General features: G+C 51.5%; 18 protein-coding genes and 1 pseudogene. 11 read left to right on the top strand and 8 right to left on the bottom strand.

The window, feature by feature from the left end; all coding sequences use genetic code 11:
* Positions 1-3 precede the first annotated feature (3 nt).
* From FAZ14_RS03515 to FAZ14_RS03500, 4 genes are all read left to right on the top strand, one after another.
* Positions 4-900 carry a sugar ABC transporter permease gene (locus tag FAZ14_RS03515; protein ID WP_050570692.1) on the top strand — a complete coding sequence of 299 codons (897 nt, stop codon included), beginning with the start codon at positions 4-6 and terminating at the stop codon, positions 898-900.
* Positions 901-905: 5 nt separating this feature from the next.
* Positions 906-2,105, top strand: a complete 1,200-nt coding sequence (locus FAZ14_RS03510; protein ID WP_153508030.1) for a glycoside hydrolase family 53 protein — start codon at positions 906-908, stop codon at positions 2,103-2,105.
* A gap of 99 nt (positions 2,106-2,204) precedes the next feature.
* Positions 2,205-4,262 (top strand): beta-galactosidase, encoded by a 2,058-nt coding sequence (locus FAZ14_RS03505; RefSeq protein WP_153508029.1) that lies wholly within the window; start codon positions 2,205-2,207, stop codon positions 4,260-4,262.
* Between the two features lie 118 nt (positions 4,263-4,380).
* Positions 4,381-4,695, top strand: a complete 315-nt coding sequence (locus tag FAZ14_RS03500; protein WP_153508028.1) for a PTS sugar transporter subunit IIB — start codon at positions 4,381-4,383, stop codon at positions 4,693-4,695.
* Positions 4,696-4,813: 118 nt separating this feature from the next.
* On the opposite strand, the gene FAZ14_RS03495 is transcribed toward FAZ14_RS03500, so the two are convergent.
* Positions 4,814-6,085, bottom strand: a complete 1,272-nt coding sequence (locus tag FAZ14_RS03495; RefSeq protein WP_153508027.1) for a maltoporin — start codon at positions 6,083-6,085, stop codon at positions 4,814-4,816.
* A 267-nt stretch (positions 6,086-6,352) separates the two neighbouring features.
* On the opposite strand from FAZ14_RS03495, the gene FAZ14_RS03490 reads away from it, so the two are divergent.
* Entirely contained in the window at positions 6,353-7,426 is a 1,074-nt protein-coding gene (locus FAZ14_RS03490; RefSeq protein WP_038925295.1) for a LacI family DNA-binding transcriptional regulator, read from the top strand.
* A 165-nt stretch (positions 7,427-7,591) separates the two neighbouring features.
* On the opposite strand, the gene FAZ14_RS03485 is transcribed toward FAZ14_RS03490, so the two are convergent.
* On the bottom strand, positions 7,592-7,780 hold the full coding sequence (locus FAZ14_RS03485; RefSeq protein ID WP_016943397.1) for a YjfB family protein: 189 nt from the start codon (positions 7,778-7,780) through the stop codon (positions 7,592-7,594).
* Between the two features lie 326 nt (positions 7,781-8,106).
* Here FAZ14_RS03485 and FAZ14_RS03480 point away from each other — a divergent pair, with 326 nt between their 5' ends.
* Positions 8,107-8,337 carry a hypothetical protein gene (locus FAZ14_RS03480; RefSeq protein ID WP_016943398.1) on the top strand — a complete coding sequence of 77 codons (231 nt, stop codon included), beginning with the start codon at positions 8,107-8,109 and terminating at the stop codon, positions 8,335-8,337.
* Here the strand turns inward: FAZ14_RS03480 and FAZ14_RS03475 are convergent.
* On the bottom strand, positions 8,327-8,803 hold the full coding sequence (locus FAZ14_RS03475; protein WP_016943399.1) for a WbuC family cupin fold metalloprotein: 477 nt from the start codon (positions 8,801-8,803) through the stop codon (positions 8,327-8,329). The genes FAZ14_RS03480 and FAZ14_RS03475 overlap by 11 nt on opposite strands.
* A 304-nt stretch (positions 8,804-9,107) precedes the next feature.
* Positions 9,108-10,247 carry a ribosomal protein uL16 3-hydroxylase gene (locus FAZ14_RS03470; RefSeq protein WP_016943400.1) on the bottom strand — a complete coding sequence of 380 codons (1,140 nt, stop codon included), beginning with the start codon at positions 10,245-10,247 and terminating at the stop codon, positions 9,108-9,110.
* Positions 10,248-10,476: 229 nt separating this feature from the next.
* Between FAZ14_RS03470 and FAZ14_RS03465 the strand changes: the two genes are divergently transcribed.
* The 3 genes from FAZ14_RS03465 to FAZ14_RS03455 are packed head-to-tail and all read left to right on the top strand — an operon-like array spanning position 10,477 to position 11,665.
* The gene (locus FAZ14_RS03465) at positions 10,477-10,806 is read left to right on the top strand and encodes an ArsR/SmtB family transcription factor (RefSeq protein ID WP_038925296.1); all 330 of its coding nucleotides are present in this window, start codon (positions 10,477-10,479) and stop codon (positions 10,804-10,806) included.
* A gap of 6 nt (positions 10,807-10,812) precedes the next feature.
* Positions 10,813-11,244 (top strand): YeeE/YedE family protein, encoded by a 432-nt coding sequence (locus FAZ14_RS03460; RefSeq protein WP_153508026.1) that lies wholly within the window; start codon positions 10,813-10,815, stop codon positions 11,242-11,244.
* A 10-nt stretch (positions 11,245-11,254) separates the two neighbouring features.
* On the top strand, positions 11,255-11,665 hold the full coding sequence (locus FAZ14_RS03455; protein WP_016943403.1) for a DUF6691 family protein: 411 nt from the start codon (positions 11,255-11,257) through the stop codon (positions 11,663-11,665).
* 96 nt (positions 11,666-11,761) lie between these two features.
* Here FAZ14_RS03455 and FAZ14_RS03450 read toward each other — a convergent pair whose 3' ends face one another.
* The gene (locus tag FAZ14_RS03450) at positions 11,762-13,300 is read right to left on the bottom strand and encodes a diguanylate cyclase (protein ID WP_153508025.1); all 1,539 of its coding nucleotides are present in this window, start codon (positions 13,298-13,300) and stop codon (positions 11,762-11,764) included.
* 291 nt (positions 13,301-13,591) lie between these two features.
* On the opposite strand from FAZ14_RS03450, the pseudogene FAZ14_RS03445 reads away from it, so the two are divergent.
* Positions 13,592-14,602 (top strand): annotated as a pseudogene (locus tag FAZ14_RS03445) (nuclease).
* Positions 14,603-14,950: 348 nt separating this feature from the next.
* On the opposite strand, the gene FAZ14_RS03440 reads toward FAZ14_RS03445, so the two are convergent.
* From FAZ14_RS03440 to FAZ14_RS03430, 3 genes are all read right to left on the bottom strand, one after another.
* Positions 14,951-15,754 (bottom strand): pyrroline-5-carboxylate reductase family protein, encoded by an 804-nt coding sequence (locus tag FAZ14_RS03440; RefSeq protein WP_153508024.1) that lies wholly within the window; start codon positions 15,752-15,754, stop codon positions 14,951-14,953.
* Between the two features lie 2 nt (positions 15,755-15,756).
* On the bottom strand, positions 15,757-16,935 hold the full coding sequence (locus FAZ14_RS03435; RefSeq protein ID WP_153508023.1) for a M20 aminoacylase family protein: 1,179 nt from the start codon (positions 16,933-16,935) through the stop codon (positions 15,757-15,759).
* A 121-nt stretch (positions 16,936-17,056) separates the two neighbouring features.
* Positions 17,057-17,758, bottom strand: a complete 702-nt coding sequence (locus FAZ14_RS03430; RefSeq protein WP_016943408.1) for a GntR family transcriptional regulator — start codon at positions 17,756-17,758, stop codon at positions 17,057-17,059.
* Positions 17,759-18,306: 548 nt separating this feature from the next.
* On the opposite strand from FAZ14_RS03430, the gene FAZ14_RS03425 reads away from it, so the two are divergent.
* A complete protein-coding gene (locus FAZ14_RS03425) occupies positions 18,307-19,434 on the top strand; it encodes an ABC transporter substrate-binding protein (RefSeq protein ID WP_153508022.1) in 1,128 nt (375 codons plus the stop codon).
* The last annotated feature ends 32 nt before the right edge of the window (positions 19,435-19,466 follow it).

The raw sequence follows: 19,466 nt of genomic DNA, 5'->3' as shown, positions 1-19,466 counted from the left end.
ATGATGGCGACGACTCAGCGTATTCAGCATCAACGCGTTAATCGGCAGAGTGTTAATCATCAAAGCATCAAACGTGAGAGGGCGATTCGGCTTTCGCTGTCCTGGCTGGTGATTATTGCGGTGTCCGTGGTGATCATTTATCCGCTGGTGTGGACGGTCGGGGCATCGCTCAATGCGGGCAACAGCCTGCTGAGCACCTCGATCATTCCGGATAACCCGTCCTTCCAGCACTATGCGGATCTGTTTAACGGCCAGGTCAATTATCTGACCTGGTACGTGAACTCGATGAAAATCAGCTTCCTGACTATGGTGCTGACGCTGTTAAGTGTCAGCTTCACCGCCTATGCCTTTTCCCGTTTCCGTTTCAAAGGGCGGCAGAATGGCCTGATGTTATTTTTGCTGTTGCAGATGATCCCGCAGTTCTCGGCGCTGATAGCCATTTTTGTGCTGTCGCAACTGCTGGGGTTGATCAATAGCCATCTGGCGCTGGTGCTGATTTATGTCGCTGGCATGATCCCGATGAACACCTACTTAATGAAAGGTTATCTGGACGCCATTCCCCGTGAGCTGGACGAATCAGCGCGCATGGACGGTGCAGGCAATTTCCGAATCTTTATTGAGATCATCCTTCCGCTGTCCAAGCCCATTATCGCCGTGGTGGCGCTATTTTCCTTCACTGGCCCACTGGGCGATTTCATCCTGTCCAGCACCATTTTGCGCACGCCGGATAAGTACACCCTGCCTATCGGTTTGTACAACCTGGTGGCCCAGAAAATGGGAGCCAGCTACACCACCTACGCCGCCGGTGCGGTGTTGATTGCCGTGCCGGTCGCGCTGCTTTACCTGATGCTGCAAAAATATTTTGTCTCCGGCCTTACCTCAGGCAGTACCAAAGGATAATCACGATGAAAAAAATGATACCCGCTTTACTGGCTGTTTCCCTGTCGCTGGGCGCGACGCCGCTCATGGCGGTGGAGTCTGTCGTTATTAAACCGCTGCGCAATGCCCCGGCCGATTTTATCAAAGGGGCGGATATTTCCACCCTGCTGGAAGTGGAGCGTCAGGGGGCTGTGTTTTATGACGAGAACCACACGCGTGTTGACCCGGTCGCGCTGCTGAAAAAGAACGGCGTTAACTATATCCGGTTGCGGTTGTGGGTAGACCCCAAAGACAGCGCCGGGCACCCTTACGGCGGTGGCGATAACGATCTGGCAACGACCCTGGCGCTGGCTAAACGCGCCAAAGCCGCAGGGATGAAGCTGTTGTTGGATTTTCACTACAGCGATTTCTGGACTGACCCCGGCAAGCAATTCAAGCCGAAAGCCTGGGCTAACCTGTCCTACGATCAACTGAAAACCGCCGTTCATGACTATACCCGTGACACCATCGCCCGTTTTAAGCGGGAAGGGGTGTTGCCGGATATGGTGCAGATCGGTAACGAAGCCAACGGCGGTATCTTGTGGCCGGAAGGCAAAAGCTGGGGGCAGGGCGGCGGCGAATTCGACCGGTTGGCTGGCCTGCTGAATGCCGCGATTGCCGGTTTGCGCGAAAACCTCAGTTCGCCAGGGCAGGTGAAGATCATGCTGCATCTGGCAGAAGGCACCAAGAACGATACCTTCCGCTGGTGGTTTGATGAAATCACCAAGCGCGGCGTGCCGTTCGATGTGATTGGTCTGTCGATGTACACCTACTGGAACGGCCCCATCAGCGCCCTGAAAGCCAACATGGACGATATCAGCCAGCGCTACAACAAAGGCGTTATCGTGGTAGAGGCTGCCTACGGCTATACCCTGGCGAACTGTGACAACGCCGAAAACAGCTTTGGCGAGAAGGAAGCGGCGGCGGGCGGCTATCCGGCAACGGTGCAAGGGCAGGCCGATTTCGTTCGTGACCTGATGCAAAGCGTGATTGATGTGCCGAAAAAACGCGGCAAAGGGGTGTTCTATTGGGAACCCGCCTGGATAACCCCGCCGGGAAATACCTGGGCTACCGAAGCCGGTATGACTTATATCAATGACCACTGGAAATTGGGCAATGCCCGTGAAAATCAGGCGTTATTTAATTGCCAGGGGGAGGTACTGCCTTCGATAAAAGTCTTTAAATAAATACCCGTCATATTTCACGTGCAGATGCGTTGGCGGCCCTTGCTTATTGTGGGAAATGATGTCGTTGCCGCCTGCCTATTCAGTATTAAGGATTGTTTTATGAAACGATTTCCGCCTTTGAATCCGAAGGTCGAAGGGTTATTACATGGCGCTGATTATAATCCGGAGCAATGGGAGAATTACCCCGGCATTATTGATGACGATATCGCCATGATGAAACAGGTGAAATGTAATGTCATGTCGGTGGGGATTTTTAGCTGGTCCAAACTGGAACCGCAGGAGGGGGTCTATCGGTTCGACTGGCTGGATGAGGTGATTGATAAATTATATCAGCAGGGCATTTCCGTGTTTCTGGCGACACCCAGCGGTGCGCGTCCGGCCTGGATGTCGCAGCGCTACCCGGACGTATTGCGTGTCGGGCGTGACCGGGTGCCAGCCTTGCACGGTGGCCGCCACAATCATTGCCTGTCATCGCCGGTGTATCGGGATAAGGTCCAAAAAATCAATACGTTGCTGGCAGAACGCTACGGGCATCACCCGGCGGTCATCGGCTGGCATATTTCTAACGAATACAGCGGTGAATGCCATTGCCCGCGCTGCCAGCAGGCCTTTCGTCACTGGTTGCAGGCACGTTACCAGACGCTGGAGAACCTCAATCACGCCTGGTGGAGTGATTTCTGGAGCCACACCTACAGCGACTGGTCACAGATTGAATCACCCGCGCCGCAAGGCGAAGTGTCCATTCATGGGTTGAACCTTGACTGGCGGCGCTTTAATACCGCACAGGCGAAAGACTTCTGCGCACAGGAAATTGCCCCATTGAAGCGAGTCAACCCGGCGATTCCGGTCACCACCAACTTCATGGAGTATTTCTACGACTACGATTACTGGCAGTTGTCGCAGGTACTGGATGTTATTTCCTGGGACAGTTACCCGATGTGGCATCGGGATAAGGACGACGCCACGCTCGCCTGTTATATCGCCCTGTTCCATGACCTGATGCGCTCGCTCAAGCAGGGTAAACCGTTTGTGTTGATGGAATCGACCCCCAGCGTGACCAACTGGCAGCCGCTCAGCAAGCTCAAGAAGCCGGGCATGCACATTCTCTCTTCATTGCAGGCGGTGGCGCATGGTGCGGACGCGGTGCAGTACTTTCAGTGGCGTAAGAGCCGTGGATCGGTGGAGAAATTCCACGGCGCGGTGGTGGATCACGTCGGCCATGTTGATACCCGCGTTGGTCGTGAAGTCGCCCAACTGGGGCAGATTTTATCGCAGCTCGCCGATGTGGCAGGCAGCCGGGTGGACGCGCAGGTGGCGATTCTGTTTGACTGGGAAAGCCGCTGGGCGATGGATGATGCGCAGGGGCCGCGTAACCTGGGTCTGGAATATGAAAAAACGGTAGCGGAGCATTATCGTCCATTCTGGGAGCTGGGGATCGCGGTAGACGTCATCAACGCTGACTGTGATTTCAGCGGCTATCGGTTGCTGATTGCACCGATGCTCTACATGGTGCGGCCAGGGTTTGCCGGGCGTCTTGAGCAGTTTGTCCGGCAAGGCGGCCAGGTGGTGGTGACCTACTGGAGTGGTATCGTTAACGACAGTGACCTGTGTTATCTGGGCGGCTTTCCTGGCCCGCTACGCCCGCTGTTGGGTATCTGGTCAGAAGAGATTGATTGCCTGGCGGACGGCGAATATAACCGGGTACTGGGGCTGTCAGACAATGACATCGGGCTGAAAGGGCCGTATCAGGCACGCCATCTGTGTGAGTTGATTCACCTTGAGGGGGCGACGGCGCTCGCCAGCTACTGTGACGATTTCTATGCCGGGCGACCTGCGGTAACGGTAAACCGTGTCGGCAACGGAAAAGCCTGGTACGTCACGTCGCGTAACGACCTGGCATTTCAGCGTGATTTCTTTGCCGCTATCATCCGTGAACTTAATCTACCCCGGGCACTGGACATGCCATTCCCCGAGGCGGTAACGGCACACCGCCGCACCAACGGTGACGACGAATTTATCTTCATTGAAAACTACAGCGCGTTGCCGCATACGCTCACACTGCCCGCCGGGTACCGCGATATGCTGACCGGTGCACCGTTAAGCGAGGTTGTCCTTTCCGCCTGGGATTGCCGGGTTGTCCGCCGCCGTCTGGTGTAACCGCTATCAAACCTGCGCCCATCGCTGTTACCGGCATGGGCGTTTTCTTTTGGGGTGATACCCACCGTGCCGTTGGGCGTCGCCGTGTACCGAACGATACCTTCACAGGAGTATGCTCATGGTCAGTCTGCATTCTGTTATGCGTTATTTTTCACACCCGAAGCCGACGGCGGAATTAAGCGACGACGATAAACAGCAAATTCAGCGTCTGCTGCAGTTATTTGGCGGGCGGGAGAATATCGAGCAGGTCGATGCCTGTATTACCCGATTGCGGGTGACGGTAAAAGATCTGAGTGTGGTTGATTCACAAGGATTACAGCAAGAAGGTGCGCTGGGTGTGATTATTCTGGGCCAGCAGGTTCATGCCATATTCGGTAAACAGTCGGATACATTGCGTAAATTACTGGAGGAACATTTTTCCCGGCCGGAATAACCGCACGCTATAAATAAAAAAGAGGATAACCTGGCGGGTTATCCTCAAAACATAGCGCTAAACGTTCAGATAACAATGATGAAAAAACTACCGGAGAAGGGAATATTCCGGGGGCTGGTTACCACCAGGCCTCCACCTGTACGCCAACGTTCCAGGTGTTATTCGCCGTACCGTCTTTGAACGGCTTGCCATCCTGACTGTCGTTGAGATAAGAGGTATAAAGCCGTAATTCCGGTCGTGACATAAATGCCGGGCCTGCCGCCAGTGCCAGTGCCAGCGTATATTTCTCACCGCTCTGTTTAAACGCGGTGCCGTTCTTGAAGTTGTCTTTCTGGGTAAACGCACCCACTTCACCAATGCCGCGCACATAATCGGTAAACTGGTATTGCAAACGCCCGACCAACGACAGCAACCGGGTGGTATCCGTGGCTTTATTGATGTGGTTAGCCGAGCCCCAGGTCAGTACATGGTTGAATGACAGCCGCTCGGTGAGCGGGATAAGACCTGTGTTGATCGCGCGATAACCGGTAGCGCTGTTAACCTGGTTCCACATGTCATACCAACCGCCGCCTTGTGACACCATGTTTTGCGCCAGCCCTTTATTGGCATACTGCAACACTACTTTGTTATAGCCGCCCAGCATGTCCTGACTGATTTCACCGGTCAGCATGACGCCGTTGTCTGCATCGTACAATCCGCCGTAGTCTTTCTGTTTTTTGGTGGCATTGGGCATGGCATAGTCGATACCGAATTCGGTCCAGGCACCTTTCCAGGGTTTCAGCCCGGCATAGCGCACATCGGCATAATTGATGTTGACGTTACTGTTGCCGTTGATACGGTCATCCACGGCGTTGGCGTCGCCACGTATCCAGGCAACGGACAGCGCTCCCGGGCCCAGCGTATAGTTTTCGATCCCGGCACCCGAGCCGGAAATATTCCAGTATTTGGTATCGATAATGTGGAGATCGTGACGCTGATAGTAGCGTTTCCCACCCCAGATCATCGCGTTAGGATCGCCGGGGACCAGCCCTTTAATTTGCAGATTCAGCTGACGCAGGCCGAACTGCGCATCGTTGCCGACGGTGGTTTCGTTATCGTTAGAGCCATCTGACACCATACTGACCATGCTATCGACGTAGAAACTGACGTCGTTTTTCTTGTACACCTCTGAGCCCAGTTCCACTTCGCCGTAAGTATCGTTTTCGTTACCCAGGCGACCAAGTTTGTTTTTCTGCCATTGTGCCATGCCGCCATCATTGGATACTCCCACACCACCACGCAGGTAGCCGTGAAAATCGATGGGGACGCTGGTGGCCTCTGCTGCCAGCAAGGCTGGCGAGATCAACATGGCGGTGAGTGCGGTAGAGACAGTAAGGAGTTTGGTGTTCATGATGGCCTCTTGTTGTAATGTATTACGTTCACATTTATGGATAGATAAAATGCTTAAGCGTAAAACTGAGCAACGATTTCGTTGGTTTATTGTGATTTAATGCAAATAAATCATTTTGTTTTGTAATGATTGGTGAGGTCTGTCACGGGTTTTTGTTATGTGAACGTAATACTTTTATATGCTTTGGTCAGAATGGCATTCCGGGCATGGTTTTTTGGTTGAGGCAACTGTTACAATCCCGCTAAAACCACGACGGAAAACCCGATCATGAAGTCGAAAAGCGCTACGTTAGAGGATGTTGCCCGCCATGCGGGTGTTTCTTATCAGACGGTATCGCGGGTGCTAAATAAATCTGCGAATGTCTCCGAGTCCACGCGCCGCAAGGTGGAGCAGTCTATCGAGTTGCTACGTTATGTACCTAACCGACTGGCTCAGCAACTGGTGGGTAAGCAAAGTATGACGGTGGGGCTGGTGACGACATCGCTGGCGCTGCACGCACCGTCACAAGTCGCCGCGGCGGTGAAAAGATACGCAAATATCGAAGGCTATCAGGTACTGATCTCGATGATTGATGAGAACGTCAATCATGGCATTCAGGATTCTATCAATGAACTCAAGTCACAGCGGGTTGATAAGGTTATCATCAACGTGCCACTGGAAACGGAAGAAGCGCAGCGTATCGCCGAGGACAACGACGACGTTTTGTGCCTGTTTCTGGATGTGGACCCCTACAGTTCAGTGTTCAACGTGTCGTTTAACCCGGCGGATGGCACACGGGCCAGCGTGAAGTATCTGTATGAACTGGGGCACCGTGATTTTGCGTTACTGGCGGGACCCGCCAGCTCAGTTTCTGCAAGGCTGCGACTGAAAAACTGGCTGGAAACGCTGGAGGGATACGGCCTGACGCCGACAACGGTGATGCATGGCAACTGGGATGCACAGAGCGGTTACGCCAGCGCATTGCAGATGCTGCGTGAAACGCCGCAATTCAGCGCAGTTCTGGTCGCCAACGACCAGATGGCACTCGGCGTATTGAGTGCTTTTCATCAAAACCAGTTGACCATTCCCGGCCAGAAATCAGTGATTGGTTATGACGGGACCTATGAAAGTTCGTTCTTCCACCCGGCGTTAACCACCGTCTCGCTGGATCTCGACCTGCAGGGCAAGGAAGCGGTTAACCGCCTGCTGAACGCTGGTGACAGCGACGCTCAACGGTCGTCCTCCATTCTGCCTGCCAGGTTGGTTATCCGTAACTCTACCGGCCCGCGTATTGATGAGCAGCGCGATTTGCAGCAAATCGCTGAAGAATTACGGTTGATTGCGCATCGCTTGAGCCGGTAAAAGGCGCGTGCAAACAACGGTAAAATCCGCTGAGAGTAAGAAGTAAGAGCCGGTGGGAACAAAAACGGGCAAGAATAGAAACCCGGTGAGTGTGACTCGCCGGGTTGGCAAAATCAGTCTTAACGGGAAAGCTGTACTGCCGCGTTCCTGATGAGACAGCCGGGATTAGGCGGTGGTGTTGATATTACGCCCGATCGCCGGATTGGCAGGTAATTGAGGGATAGACTGGACGAGGCTGGTCACGGTGTCTTTCTGATTATCCAGAGATTTTTTAAGAACAGCAGTACCGATCTCGCTGTTAAGCTGCATGTTATTCAGACCAGTGGAAAGCGATGCAATCTGTGATACATCCATTGTGGTTATCCTATGGTTGTGCTGGAAGAGGGCCGGTACAGCAACGAACTGCTCTGTGTAAATGAACTGCTCTGCGTACCGACGTGACGTCCATCAATACGGTATCCATTCGCATACCGATGCACTGGTGCAATATCACACCAGCGTCTTTATGGTATCGGTCTTTTTTGCTTGAACTTTAGGCTAGCAGGTTCTGGACATGGCTGCTGCTCTTTTCGTCACATTAGTCGTACTAGCTCAAACTTGATCTGACAGTATTTTCTGGTTGTGCACAATCAAATCTGACAGTCGGTTTTGAGCGAGGGGCGGAAGTTGGCGCTAAAAAGATGACTACCGATGCCGTGTCGATTCAAAAAATGATGTCTGAGGTCACCTCCAAATCCCTCATACAGCCAGGCAATATTCTTTACCCCGTCAGTGATGCCATGTATCTGATAAATAAAAATGAGAATCAGCGTCTGAAGATCACCAGTGCCTCTGCATTTTCGGCCGCACAGTGGTGTTTTTTGAAAAAGTCATGTAAAAGCACTCCGCTCAAAGCAAAAATTACAGGGTAAAACCACCATCACCCACTTGCGCCAGTGCATACCATTTCATCAACTCAGCCGTTCCCGGCTCGTTTTCGGCGGGTGCCCATGGGGCCATATCTTGCTCAGCTACTGGCTGGTAACCCCCGTGTTTTACCTCAAAAATAACGCCTCCTTGATCCATCGACAAAACTGCATGCCAGGTCCCAGCATCCATTTCCAGCACCTTGCAGTCTTCACCTAGCACAACGCGGTGGGTCACGTTGCCTTCGTCATCAAAATTCAATACCAAAAAGCGTCCGATGAGGGGTGTCAGCAGCTCAAACGTGTGCGGGTGGCGGTGAGGGCGAATATAGGTACCCGGTTCCATAGCGATAGCCAGGCGCTGAACAGGATCGCTCAATTCAGGGTGGAGATTACGATGAGCACGTAAGCGAGGGGAATTTTCAGCCTGTTCGCTTTGTTCTTGTAGATCACTGAACGTAATTTGTTTCATATTAGCCTTTGTGAATGTAGGTCGCTCACAGTAACCCGGATGCCGTGAGGTTTTATGCTATCAATATCTTTTAATCATTAGCGTTTCAACTTTCCAAAGCAGAAACAGGATTTGTTACTTTTACTGAAAATAGCTTATCAATTTTTCGCCTATGTATCAGATCATTCATTGCATGGTGTCAACGGGGTATGTTCTGTTCTTCGGTGAAAATTACATATTATCGATAGTAATGTCCACTTTGGCACAAAGCGGCCTGTCAGCTTTGTGCCGTAAACGTGCCAGATCTGGTCGCGGCTAATAGATATTAGTCGTCGTCTGCGACGTCATCGTCGAAAAACCAGTAACCCTGATTGATCAGTCCGGTTAATTCCGCCACGAAAGCCGGGTTGTGCAGCGCGTCACCCAGTTCTTTTTTACCGATAGTGGTGTAACGGCACAAGGCATCGGCTGCATCCGGTGCGACGGTATCGAGTTCTTCACTATTAATAAAAAAATGGTTCCCGATATGCAGTACCCGTAGTCCGTTTAAGCGGGTCAGCACTTCACCGGCCAGCAGGGCATCGGCAATTTCATCCGGTTCGTAGGGCGGTTCCGCTGGTGCGATATCCAACTCGTGGCGCGGCGTGCTCGCAAAGCGACCAAACCACTGTTTAAACGCTTCCGGCTGATTGATCACTTCAATCATCATGTTACGCAGGCGATCAAGCTCATACTCTTCCACCCGGCCTGGGTGTTCCCGGCAGGTTAAGTCTGGGTCGCTGTAGTGCTCGCTGCCGAGGTCGTGTTCCAGCGCATAGTCTGCAAAGCTGCTGATCAAATCTCTACCGTTCGGCCCACGGAAACCAACCGAGTAGTTGAGTGTGGTTTCGAAGGTGAAGCCATCGTGCGGGAAACCCGGCGGAATATATAAGATGTCGCCCGGTTCAAGCTCTTCTTCAATAATTGGCGTGAACGGATCAACGTGCAGCAGTGCCGGATGCGGGCAGAACTGACGCATCGGTAATTTATCACCGACCCGCCAGCGGCGGCGGCCCATGCCCTGAATAATAAACACATCGTACTGGTCGATATGCGGCCCAACGCCACCACCCGGTACAGAAAAGGAGATCATCAAGTCGTCTAAACGCCAGTCCGGCAGTACGCGAAACGGGCGCACCAGCTCGGCAGACGGCGCATGCCAATGGTTAACCGCCTGCGCCAACAATGACCAGCCGGTTTCCCCTAAGTGATCAAACTGCTCGAACGGGCCATTCCATGCCTGCCATTGGTCATTCACATGGCTGACGATGCGGCTATCGACTTCCGGCTCCATCGCCAGACCCGCCAGCTCATCCGGCGTAATCGGATCGACAAAATTCGGGAAGGCATTTTTTAAGACAACAGGTTGTTTCTGCCAGTATTTTTCTAAAAATTCGGGCCAGTTAAGGTTAAGCTGATAAGCCATACATTCACACCAGTGAGAAGACAAACGGGCCTGATTATAAAGACGCTGGATGCCCGGTCGCCTTGTCATGGGTCAAGGTCGTGTGTTTGGGCGGTTATCATTGTGAATGTGTTGGTGAGAGCGTGAGCGCTGTCACGGCGTACAACGTCATGACAGGCGGTCACCACGGTTGAAAGAATAATGAATAAAAATATATTATATATAATTGTATATTAATGAGGTGTCCGCTATGCTACAAACCGGCGATCAGGCGTTACCTGACGACATGAGAAAGGCAGCGCAGGCGGCGGTGGATGTGCTGCGTGGGCTTGCTAACGATGACCGCTTACTGTTGATGTGCCAGCTTACCCGTGGGGAAGCCTGTGTGGCTCAGTTAGAGGAGCGATTGGGCATACACCAGCCTACGTTGTCGCAACAGTTAGGCGTGATGCGGCGTCTGAATCTGGTGACGACACGGCGGGAAGGCAAACAGATTTTTTACCGCATCGAAGATGAACGGGTACTGTCACTGCTCAACACGCTATATACCCTGTACTGCCCACAGGCAGAGGATGAGTAAAACATCATGATCAATCTTGAACAATTCACGCCAGTGCCCAGTTTAAGCGGCGGGTTGCTAATTGGTATCGCGGCCAGTGTACTGGTTCTTTTTTGTGGCAGAATCGCCGGCATCAGTGGGATTCTGGTCGGCGTGTTGCCCGAAAAAGGAAAAATAATCGAGAAATGGCGGCTGGCGTTTCTTGCCGGTCTCATCCTCGCCCCATTGTTGTATACCGTGTTCTTCCACCACCCGGACGTTACGCTCAGCACTTCTACGCCGGGATTACTGTTGGCCGGTTTTCTGGTGGGGGTGGGAACACGACTGGGTTCGGGATGCACCAGTGGGCACGGCGTTTGCGGGTTGTCCCGTTTTTCTGTGCGTTCGCTGGTCGCCACCCTGGTTTTTATGGTGGTGGGTTTTGCGACGGCCACATTAATCGGCTATTTTCAGTGGTAAGGATAAGACGATGACTCTTCTGGTGTCTTTTTTCTCCGGCCTGATCTTTGGATTTGGGTTATTGATTAGCGGAATGGCTAACCCGCAAAAGGTATTGGGTTTTCTGAATTTATCCGCCGCGTGGGATCCCTCACTACTGTTTGTGATGGTGGGGGCTATCGCCGTCGGTATTGTTGGTTTTTCGCTGGCAAAACGACGCAAGACGGCACTTCTCGGCATGGACATGGCCTTACCGAAAAGTAAAACAATTGATGGTTCGCTCATCACCGGTGCGCTGCTATTCGGAGCCGGGTGGGGGATTGCCGGTATTTGCCCCGGACCGGCGTTGGTGCTGGTGGGCGCAGGTTATACCAAAGGAATGTTATTTACCCTGGCGATGTTGGGCGGCATGGGATTCGCCGGGCTGATTAAGCGTTCCTGATGAGGGGCTATTTTATAAAATATCCTGTGCTGTGGTGAGCCACCATATACCCACGTGCACATGTTATTTAGACAGCTGATTATTTCGGTAGCTGAGTTATGCTTCATCAAAGACTTTTTTATCTTCGGTCAGAATATGTTCGATGCAGAGCTCGTAGATAAGAAACTGTGAAATAGCATCAAGCTCCAGATTTCCTCTTGAGAATAAATCAACCAGATAATCTAATCGATTAATCAGGCTTTTGTGCTGTTGATGATGTTCAGCTCTGTCTGGCGATTCTCTATCCGATGAGATCGATTTTTCCTCAAGAATGAAGTGAGCTAACATGGCTTCCCGCAGCTGTGCAATATAATTCAGTAACTGCGCTTTACTGTAATCCCGGTGAGCATAAGCGGCCCATTTGTTAGTGAGGTTGATGAGGTTGACATGGTCACCATCAATATCATTTAGCCCCGTTGATAATTTATCAGACCAAATGATTACCGGTGCACTCTTCTCAAATTGAATGGGAGCATCAAATAATGCCTTATTTTTCCCTGTTATTTTTGCATCATACAAGGCGCGGTCAGCACGCTCAAACCAGCTGCTCCATGTATCCGTACTCAGACAAAGAGATAAACCAATACTCACACTCAGTCTTCGGTCAGGCAGAGATACCTCATTATTCACTGTGTGACATAAATGGTTAGCAATATCGTACAACCCGGAAAGCCCCGTGTTGGGGAATATAATCACCAGTTCCTCACCGCCCCATCGCCCTATAATATCCGTATCCCGTAATTGGGCCCTGCACACGGCAGATATCTTAGTTAATATCTGATCGCCAACAGCATGTCCATAGACATCATTGACCTGTTTAAAATTATCAATATCGATGATTGCCAGCGCCACAGGTGTGCCATATCGTTTCAAACGGCCCATTTCATAAGCCGCGACTTCATCAATTTTACGTCGGTTCCAAAGGCCGGTTAACCCGTCTTTCAGGATTAACTCCATATTTAAGTAATCGGTCCGTTCTTTTGTCATGAGAATAAAACCAACGGAAAGGCAGATCACTGTAATCAAAACAGAAACATAGAGTACTATCTGCGATATATCTCCTGAGTAGAGACCTTTTATATCTTGTGACCGTAATAAAGCAAAAAAGACGCGATACGTCAGTATCAGCATGTTGGCCAGAATGGAAAAAAGAACCAAATATTTCCCTCGACCCTTTATCTGACGCCAGAAACGCGAGAGCGCATAGGTAGTCATTAGCTCGATGCAGACATAAACTGATGAGTTATAAACAATACGGGCATCTTTACTGTCTTTATAAAGAAATGAAATTAACGTCACATATACAATCAGGAGTAGTTGAATTTTTGATGGGGGCGGAATTTTTAGGAATTTATAGATTCCAGCCATCCACATAGAAATACTGATTGCAATACAGGTTTCGCCTGCCCAAACGAACAGGCTACCGTAACTCGCAGCGGTAATGAAAAGGAGATATCCAGTACCATGTGCAATATTAGCGAAAGAGACATGATATAACCCGGATTTTCGCTCTGAAGTTGACGCTAATGAAATGGTTATCCCAAAAGTGAAGTTAATGACAACAATAAGTAAAAAAATTGTTTTAACGTCCAGCATTAATTACGACCCTGGTATTGAGGAAAGATTAATATTCATTAATTATTTTAATGTAATCTGTGTGTAAGCTATTTTAGTTTATAAGTATTATCTGAAAATAACTACGAGTAGAAAGTAAAAGATTATTGCCACAAAGTATTACATTTAGAAGGGATATCAGGACATGAAATCACAGCAGAAAAAATTTCGGGGGTTATGATAAAACGCTGTAAATAATTCCGTGTAACTGCCGGGGAGAACCCTCAGCCGCTGACCATCAGTAAAATAGCCAGCGAGCAATTGTTGGAGACGATGATCTTAAACGATCCCACCATTTTCTCTGACCAGTGGATGATTATCGGCCATCAGGAACCGACGCTCGATAAAGGGCGTATCGGCCTGCTGGTGATTGCGCCGGATGCGTCGCTGATCCTGATTGAGCTTAAACGCGACCGCACGCCGCGTGAGGTGGTGGCGCAGGCGCTGGATTACGCCTCCTAGGTGGATGACTTAACCGCCGATCGCCTGTCGCAGATTTACGAAAAATTCTCCGGCGGCGGTAATCTGGGCGAGGCGTTTAAGCAGCGCTTTACTACGGAACTGGAAGAAGAATCGCTCAACCAGTCGCACCAAATCATCATTGTGGCGGCAGAGCTGGACCCTTCCACAGAGCGCATCGTCGACTACCTGAGCAAAAATGGCATCTCAATTAACGTCTTGTTCTTTAAAGTTTTCCAGCATGGTAGTGAGCAGTTTTTAAGCCGTGCCTGGCTTCTCGACCCGAGCGAGACGCAAACCAATGCCGCACAGGCTACGGCCACCAGCGCCAATGCCAAAGAACCCTGGAACGGGGAGTTCTACGTCTCGTTTGGCGACCCGCAAAGCCGCGTCTGGGAAGAGGCGAGTCGTTACGGGTTTATCAGCGCCGGTGGCGGAAGCTGGTACAGCCAGACCTTAAAACAACTTCAGCCGGGTAACCGCGTGTGGGTGAAAATCCCGGCGACGGGTTACGTCGGCGTCGGTATTGTGCAAAGCGCCGTGGAGCCTGCCAGCAGCTTCACCATCAACACTGACGACGGTGAAAAGCTGGCGATGGATGTGCTGAAGTACCGTGATCTCTACCGCCAGAATGCGGATGACCCCGATAAATCCGAGTATTTTGTCTCCGTGAAGTGGCTGGAAACCCGCAGTGAGCAAGACGCGGTGAACGAAGTCGGGTTCTTTGGCAACCGAAATACCGTTTGCAAGCCGACCGCGCCGAAGTGGCGATACACGGTAGAAAAACTAAAGCGGTATTTCGGGAAGTGGAACACGGCGTTGTGATATCCCGGTGATGATATTAAAACAGATGGAATATCAATAGTTAGCGCTATGATTTCAGTACACTTAATACGGTTTGGCGAAAACAGAAATAAGCCTCTTCCTGTGAAACGCGGGTTTCGCCAAATACCATTGGTGCTAAGAATTGTTGAGAGCGCTATCAGGCGCTAAGGGCAGCATAGCGATTCGGACAAACCACGTCGGTGACGACAGGCATACCCAAACAAGGCGAGCTGCCCTGACTGTTACACTGATGCCATTAACGGCGTACTCCCCCCTGAACATAAGGCCCAATAGCGGCAGGGGCCAGTGACGTTGAAATTACTGACAAGACCACCCCCTATTAACGCGCTATTTTTGACCGGAAAGCTCGGTGGTACGGCGTACCGCAGCCAGAACACTGCTTTGCAGGCCGGCTGCGAAATCGCTTTTATTCAACTCGTATAAACCATTAATGCCGACACCCGCCGGCGAGTTATTAATATCCATCAGTTGGCGCGGATGGCGTCCGGATAATTTAAGCATTTCAACCGCGCCGACCAGGTTTTCCCACACCACCTGCGTGGACTGAGTGCGGGTTAATCCGGCAAGAACACCAGCATCAGCCAGCGCTTCGACAAAGTAATAGACATAGTTGACGCCAGCGACAGCAAACCCTGTAAAGACATCAATCAGCCGCTCTTCCAGCACCATCACCTTGCCGAAACTTTCGAGGAATGGCATGACAGACGCACTGTTGACATAAGCATTAAACGCCACGCCGCTGTAGCCCAGCCCGGTATCCGTCAGCGTATTCGGGATGATCCGCGTAATCGGGCGTGACTCGCCCAGCATGGCAGACAACTGAGCCAGCGTTACGCCCGCAATAATTGAAATGACCGACGCCTGCGGTGTTGCATGCGCTTTAATCAGCTGTGCGACACCGGCAATATCATCCTGTGGGCGAACCCCTATCACGATGTGATCCGCGGCGGCCAGCGCTGTGGGCAAATCTTGTGTATTGCTCAACCGATAGCGCGCTTTCAGCGTTTCAATTCGCTCAGGATCAATATCCGATAAGCTGACCTTATCCGGGGTTAATGTCCCGCGTTGTAAGGCGGCGCGCAGAATGGCTTCGGTCATTTGACCGGCACCAATAAAGTGGATATGACTCATAGTTAATCCTCGGAAGTAACAGAAACAGGGCCCAATGACCTCTCCACCAGCGATACCCAAAGACCGATGCCGGGTGCGATAAGTTGGTCATTAAAATCGTAATGTGGGTTATGTAATGCCGCGCCCGGCGTTGGGCCATCGGCCCCCAGCCACAGATAAGCGCCCGGACAGGCTTCCAGAAAATAGGCAAAATCTTCTGCAGCCATGGATGGCGATAACTGCGTGTGTACCTGCGTGATACCAGGGACATGGCGTGCGGCATCCGCCAGTATTTTGGCTTGTTGCGCATGGTTGACGGTTACCGGGTAGCCATATTCCCAACGAATGCTGCCACTGACGCCAAATGGCCGGACGAGCTGTTCGACATACTCTGCCATCAGGGTCTGGCAGCGCTCTCTGGCGGCCTGGCTCAGGCAACGCAATGTGCCGGACAACTGCATTGTCTGCGGAACGACATTGATCGCTTCTCCGGCCTGCAGTTGCGTCACGCTGATCACGGCGCTGTCTAGCGGAGAGAGGCGACGCGTCGTGATCGTTTGCAATGCGGTAATCAGGTGCGCCCCAGCCAGCACCGGATCGGCTCCTTTTTCCGGCATCGCCGCATGGCATCCCACGCCAGTCAGCGTGATAAAAAAGTTGTCCTGTGAAGCCATCATCGGGCCTGCGCTAACGGCCACTTCGCCTACCGGCAGCCCCGGCCAGTTGTGCAGCGCATAAACCGCAGAAACAGGGAAGCGCGTAAAGATCCCTTCTTCCACCATCAAACGCCCGCCACCGGCATTCTCTTCCGCAGGCTGAAAAATAAAGTACACCGTACCGTTGAACGCTCTGGTCTGGCTGAGATAGCGTGCTGCCCCCAGAAGAATGGCGGTATGCCCGTCGTGCCCACAGGCATGCATCGTGCCTGCCGAGGTTGAGCACCAGGCAACGGCGTTATTTTCCTGGATGGGTAATGCATCAATATCAGCGCGCAGGGCTATTGCCGGCCCTTCACCATGGCGAAGCACACCAACCACGCCAGTACCCGCGATACCGGTATGCACTTCAAGGTCATATTCGCGTAGCAGGCTGCTGATTTTCGTGGAAGTATTAAACTCTTGTAAGCCAATCTCCGGGCGTGCGTGAATCTCACGTCGCCAGATTATCGCCTGTTGAATAATGTCTTCGGGAATGGCGTGCATATTTCCTCTGCATTTTCCCGGCACAATGCCGCAGCATGACGCTGTGAATAGATGACCTGAACGCATAATGCCTTCTGGTAGCGGATTACATTATTGTGTTTTTTTAACGAAAAAGAGCAGCTCAGGGTTTGCCAAAATAGATTCTGGCCAGCCCCTCCTTTGTTACTTCAACCGCATGCTCGGCGCTCAAGGAAATATGTTGCTCAATTAATACCACGCCTTTTTCTATATCCCGTTGACGTAACGCCGCGATAATGTCGACATGTTCGTCATAAGCATTATTCCTGCGCACGGGGGTTTCGAGATCGATACGTCGGAAAAAACGGCTGAGCGAATTCAGGCTATCGAGCATTTCATAGAGCCGACCATTATGGGAAATACGGGCTATTTCCATGTGGAAGCGTTCATCGATTTCCGCGATCTTCGCCCAGTCCTGTTCGGTTTGTGCCGGGCGATGCTGGCTCACTTCTTCCCAGATAGCGGTGGTCGCGGCGATCTCTTCATCGGTTGCCCGCAGGCAGGCGAAACGAAAGGTGGATTGTTCTATCACCATTCGCACTTCATACAGCTCGCGGACACCTTCCGGCGTCAGGTCGCGGGAGTAAAAACCCCGGTTGGGTACAAAGTTCATAAAGCCATCTTTTGCCAGACGGTTCAGCGCTTCCCGTACCGGGGTGCGCGAGACGCCCAGTTGCGCCGCAAGCTCAACTTCATTCACCCGTTCGCCGGGACGAAAGTGGTAATCAATCGCCAGGCCTTTCACTTTCTCGTAGACCTTTTCCACACTGTCAGCGCTACGGGATTTCTTTTTAATAGTAACCACATTATCCCCTTAATTTACCGCACACTCAGCATGAAGATAAAAATGCTGCACAGGTTGTTTCACGTAATGTTTTTTATTGATAGCACAGCGAAAAAAACAACTCAACACAAAAGTGAATACACTTCTGCTTTATTTAAAAGGCACTGATTCATAAGTGTTTTCTATCTTATTTCTTTTTGTGTTGACTTTTTCGCACCATTTTACGGCAGCATTGCACCAAAATGAATCAACGTGACTTCACTTTTGTATGTAGACGTTTTTATCAATAACAAGAAAAAAGAAAGTGAAAGTTTTACTATACGATTTTTATTATTTTAGATTTCCTTGTATTTATTCGGGAATTTGCATTTGTCTCGCCTGAAATAAGCATGTGCTATCGGGAACATCCTGGCTTTCTGGCATCGTCTTTGCTTAATGCATAAGTGTATGCACTTATATATTCACTTTGGTGCGCACTTTTTTGGCATGACCAGGCAGGCTTGTGCACGTTTGCACAGGCGACACAACACCGGCCTCAGAAGTCGGTAACAGCAAACCGGAGAACCAACATGAAAAATCGTTTTGGGCAGGGTATGGCGCTGTCAACACTGGCAGGTATGACGTTGTTAGGTCTGGCGCATACGGCGCAGGCCGATGTGAACATTGGGGCGATTCTGCCCTTAACCGGCACCAGCGCCAGTATTGGTGAAGATCAGCGCCGTGGTATTGAACTGGCGGTTGAACAGGTCAATGCCCAGGGTGGCGTCAATGGTCAGCCATTGCATGTGATCGTGGAAGATTCCGCTGAAAGCCCGGTCACCGGCCTGAATGCTGTGCGCAAGTTAACTCAGGTTAACCATGTGCCGTTAGTGGTGGGCAGTTTTTCCTCCAGCGTCACCATTCCGATTGGGCAGTATCTGGTGAAGAACAATCTGCTGCACATCAATATTTCCGGCACCAGCACCGATATCCGCAAAATCGGTGCCACGTCCTGGAGCGTTATTGGCCTGGATTCCCTTTCTGCGAGCTTCTCGGCACAAGATGTGCGCCAGCTCGGTTACAGCAGCGTCGCCTTTATCGCTCCTGATGGGGCTTACGGGCAGGGGATGGCGGAGCAGTTCACCAAAGCGTTTGAAAAAGTGGGTGGCAAAGTGGTCGCCAAAGTGCTCTATACCAGCGGTCAGCCTTCTTATCGCCGTGAGCTGGAGCAAATCTCCCGCTCCCATCCGCAAGCCTATGTTTATACCAGTTACGGCCAGGATGCCATTGTGCTCAACCGTGAGGCCTGGGAACTGGGGCTGAATAAAACGCCCTGGTATGGCATGTATTTAACCATGGCCATTGAAGGTTCTCCGGCGCAGTACACCAACGGGCAGGTTGGTATGGAAGTCGCGGGTATTGACCAGCAAGCGGCGAGCGGCAACGGCGCAAATTATGCCGAGCTGTACCAGCAAAAATTCCACGAGAAACCGCGCTCCGTATATGGCAGCTATGCCTGGGATAGCGTGATGCTGGCGGCGGCAGCGATTGATAAAGCACACAGTGCCGAACCAGCAGCGATGATCGCGGCAATGAAAACCGTTGCACCTGGCTTTACGGGGATTACCGGCACATTAAGTCTGGATGCCGATAACCAGCGTCAGTCTCAGCCATACCTGAAAGTGAAAGCGTTTAATGGCGTACCGGTTCCCCGGTAACGAGCCGCTTTATCTTGCCAGTTCACGCTACA

It is taken from the genome of Dickeya oryzae (assembly GCF_009372235.1).
Taxonomy (GTDB): domain Bacteria; phylum Pseudomonadota; class Gammaproteobacteria; order Enterobacterales; family Enterobacteriaceae; genus Dickeya; species Dickeya oryzae.
The sequence above is the reverse complement of the archived record's forward strand: the minus strand, read 5'-3'. Positions and strand labels throughout refer to the sequence as shown.

Excerpts from the sequence above, each read along its gene's own strand:
- FAZ14_RS03515 (WP_050570692.1), top strand. The coding sequence starts at position 4 with ATGGCGACGACTCAGCGTATTCAGCATCAACGCGTTAATCGGCAGAGT.
- FAZ14_RS03510 (WP_153508030.1), top strand. The coding sequence starts at position 906 with ATGAAAAAAATGATACCCGCTTTACTGGCTGTTTCCCTGTCGCTGGGC.
- FAZ14_RS03505 (WP_153508029.1), top strand. The coding sequence starts at position 2,205 with ATGAAACGATTTCCGCCTTTGAATCCGAAGGTCGAAGGGTTATTACAT.
- FAZ14_RS03500 (WP_153508028.1), top strand. The coding sequence starts at position 4,381 with ATGGTCAGTCTGCATTCTGTTATGCGTTATTTTTCACACCCGAAGCCG.
- FAZ14_RS03495 (WP_153508027.1), bottom strand. The coding sequence starts at position 6,085 with ATGAACACCAAACTCCTTACTGTCTCTACCGCACTCACCGCCATGTTG.
- FAZ14_RS03490 (WP_038925295.1), top strand. The coding sequence starts at position 6,353 with ATGAAGTCGAAAAGCGCTACGTTAGAGGATGTTGCCCGCCATGCGGGT.
- FAZ14_RS03485 (WP_016943397.1), bottom strand. The coding sequence starts at position 7,780 with ATGGATGTATCACAGATTGCATCGCTTTCCACTGGTCTGAATAACATG.
- FAZ14_RS03480 (WP_016943398.1), top strand. The coding sequence starts at position 8,107 with ATGACTACCGATGCCGTGTCGATTCAAAAAATGATGTCTGAGGTCACC.
- FAZ14_RS03475 (WP_016943399.1), bottom strand. The coding sequence starts at position 8,803 with ATGAAACAAATTACGTTCAGTGATCTACAAGAACAAAGCGAACAGGCT.
- FAZ14_RS03470 (WP_016943400.1), bottom strand. The coding sequence starts at position 10,247 with ATGGCTTATCAGCTTAACCTTAACTGGCCCGAATTTTTAGAAAAATAC.
- FAZ14_RS03465 (WP_038925296.1), top strand. The coding sequence starts at position 10,477 with ATGCTACAAACCGGCGATCAGGCGTTACCTGACGACATGAGAAAGGCA.
- FAZ14_RS03460 (WP_153508026.1), top strand. The coding sequence starts at position 10,813 with ATGATCAATCTTGAACAATTCACGCCAGTGCCCAGTTTAAGCGGCGGG.
- FAZ14_RS03455 (WP_016943403.1), top strand. The coding sequence starts at position 11,255 with ATGACTCTTCTGGTGTCTTTTTTCTCCGGCCTGATCTTTGGATTTGGG.
- FAZ14_RS03450 (WP_153508025.1), bottom strand. The coding sequence starts at position 13,300 with ATGCTGGACGTTAAAACAATTTTTTTACTTATTGTTGTCATTAACTTC.
- FAZ14_RS03440 (WP_153508024.1), bottom strand. The coding sequence starts at position 15,754 with ATGAGTCATATCCACTTTATTGGTGCCGGTCAAATGACCGAAGCCATT.
- FAZ14_RS03435 (WP_153508023.1), bottom strand. The coding sequence starts at position 16,935 with ATGCACGCCATTCCCGAAGACATTATTCAACAGGCGATAATCTGGCGA.
- FAZ14_RS03425 (WP_153508022.1), top strand. The coding sequence starts at position 18,307 with ATGAAAAATCGTTTTGGGCAGGGTATGGCGCTGTCAACACTGGCAGGT.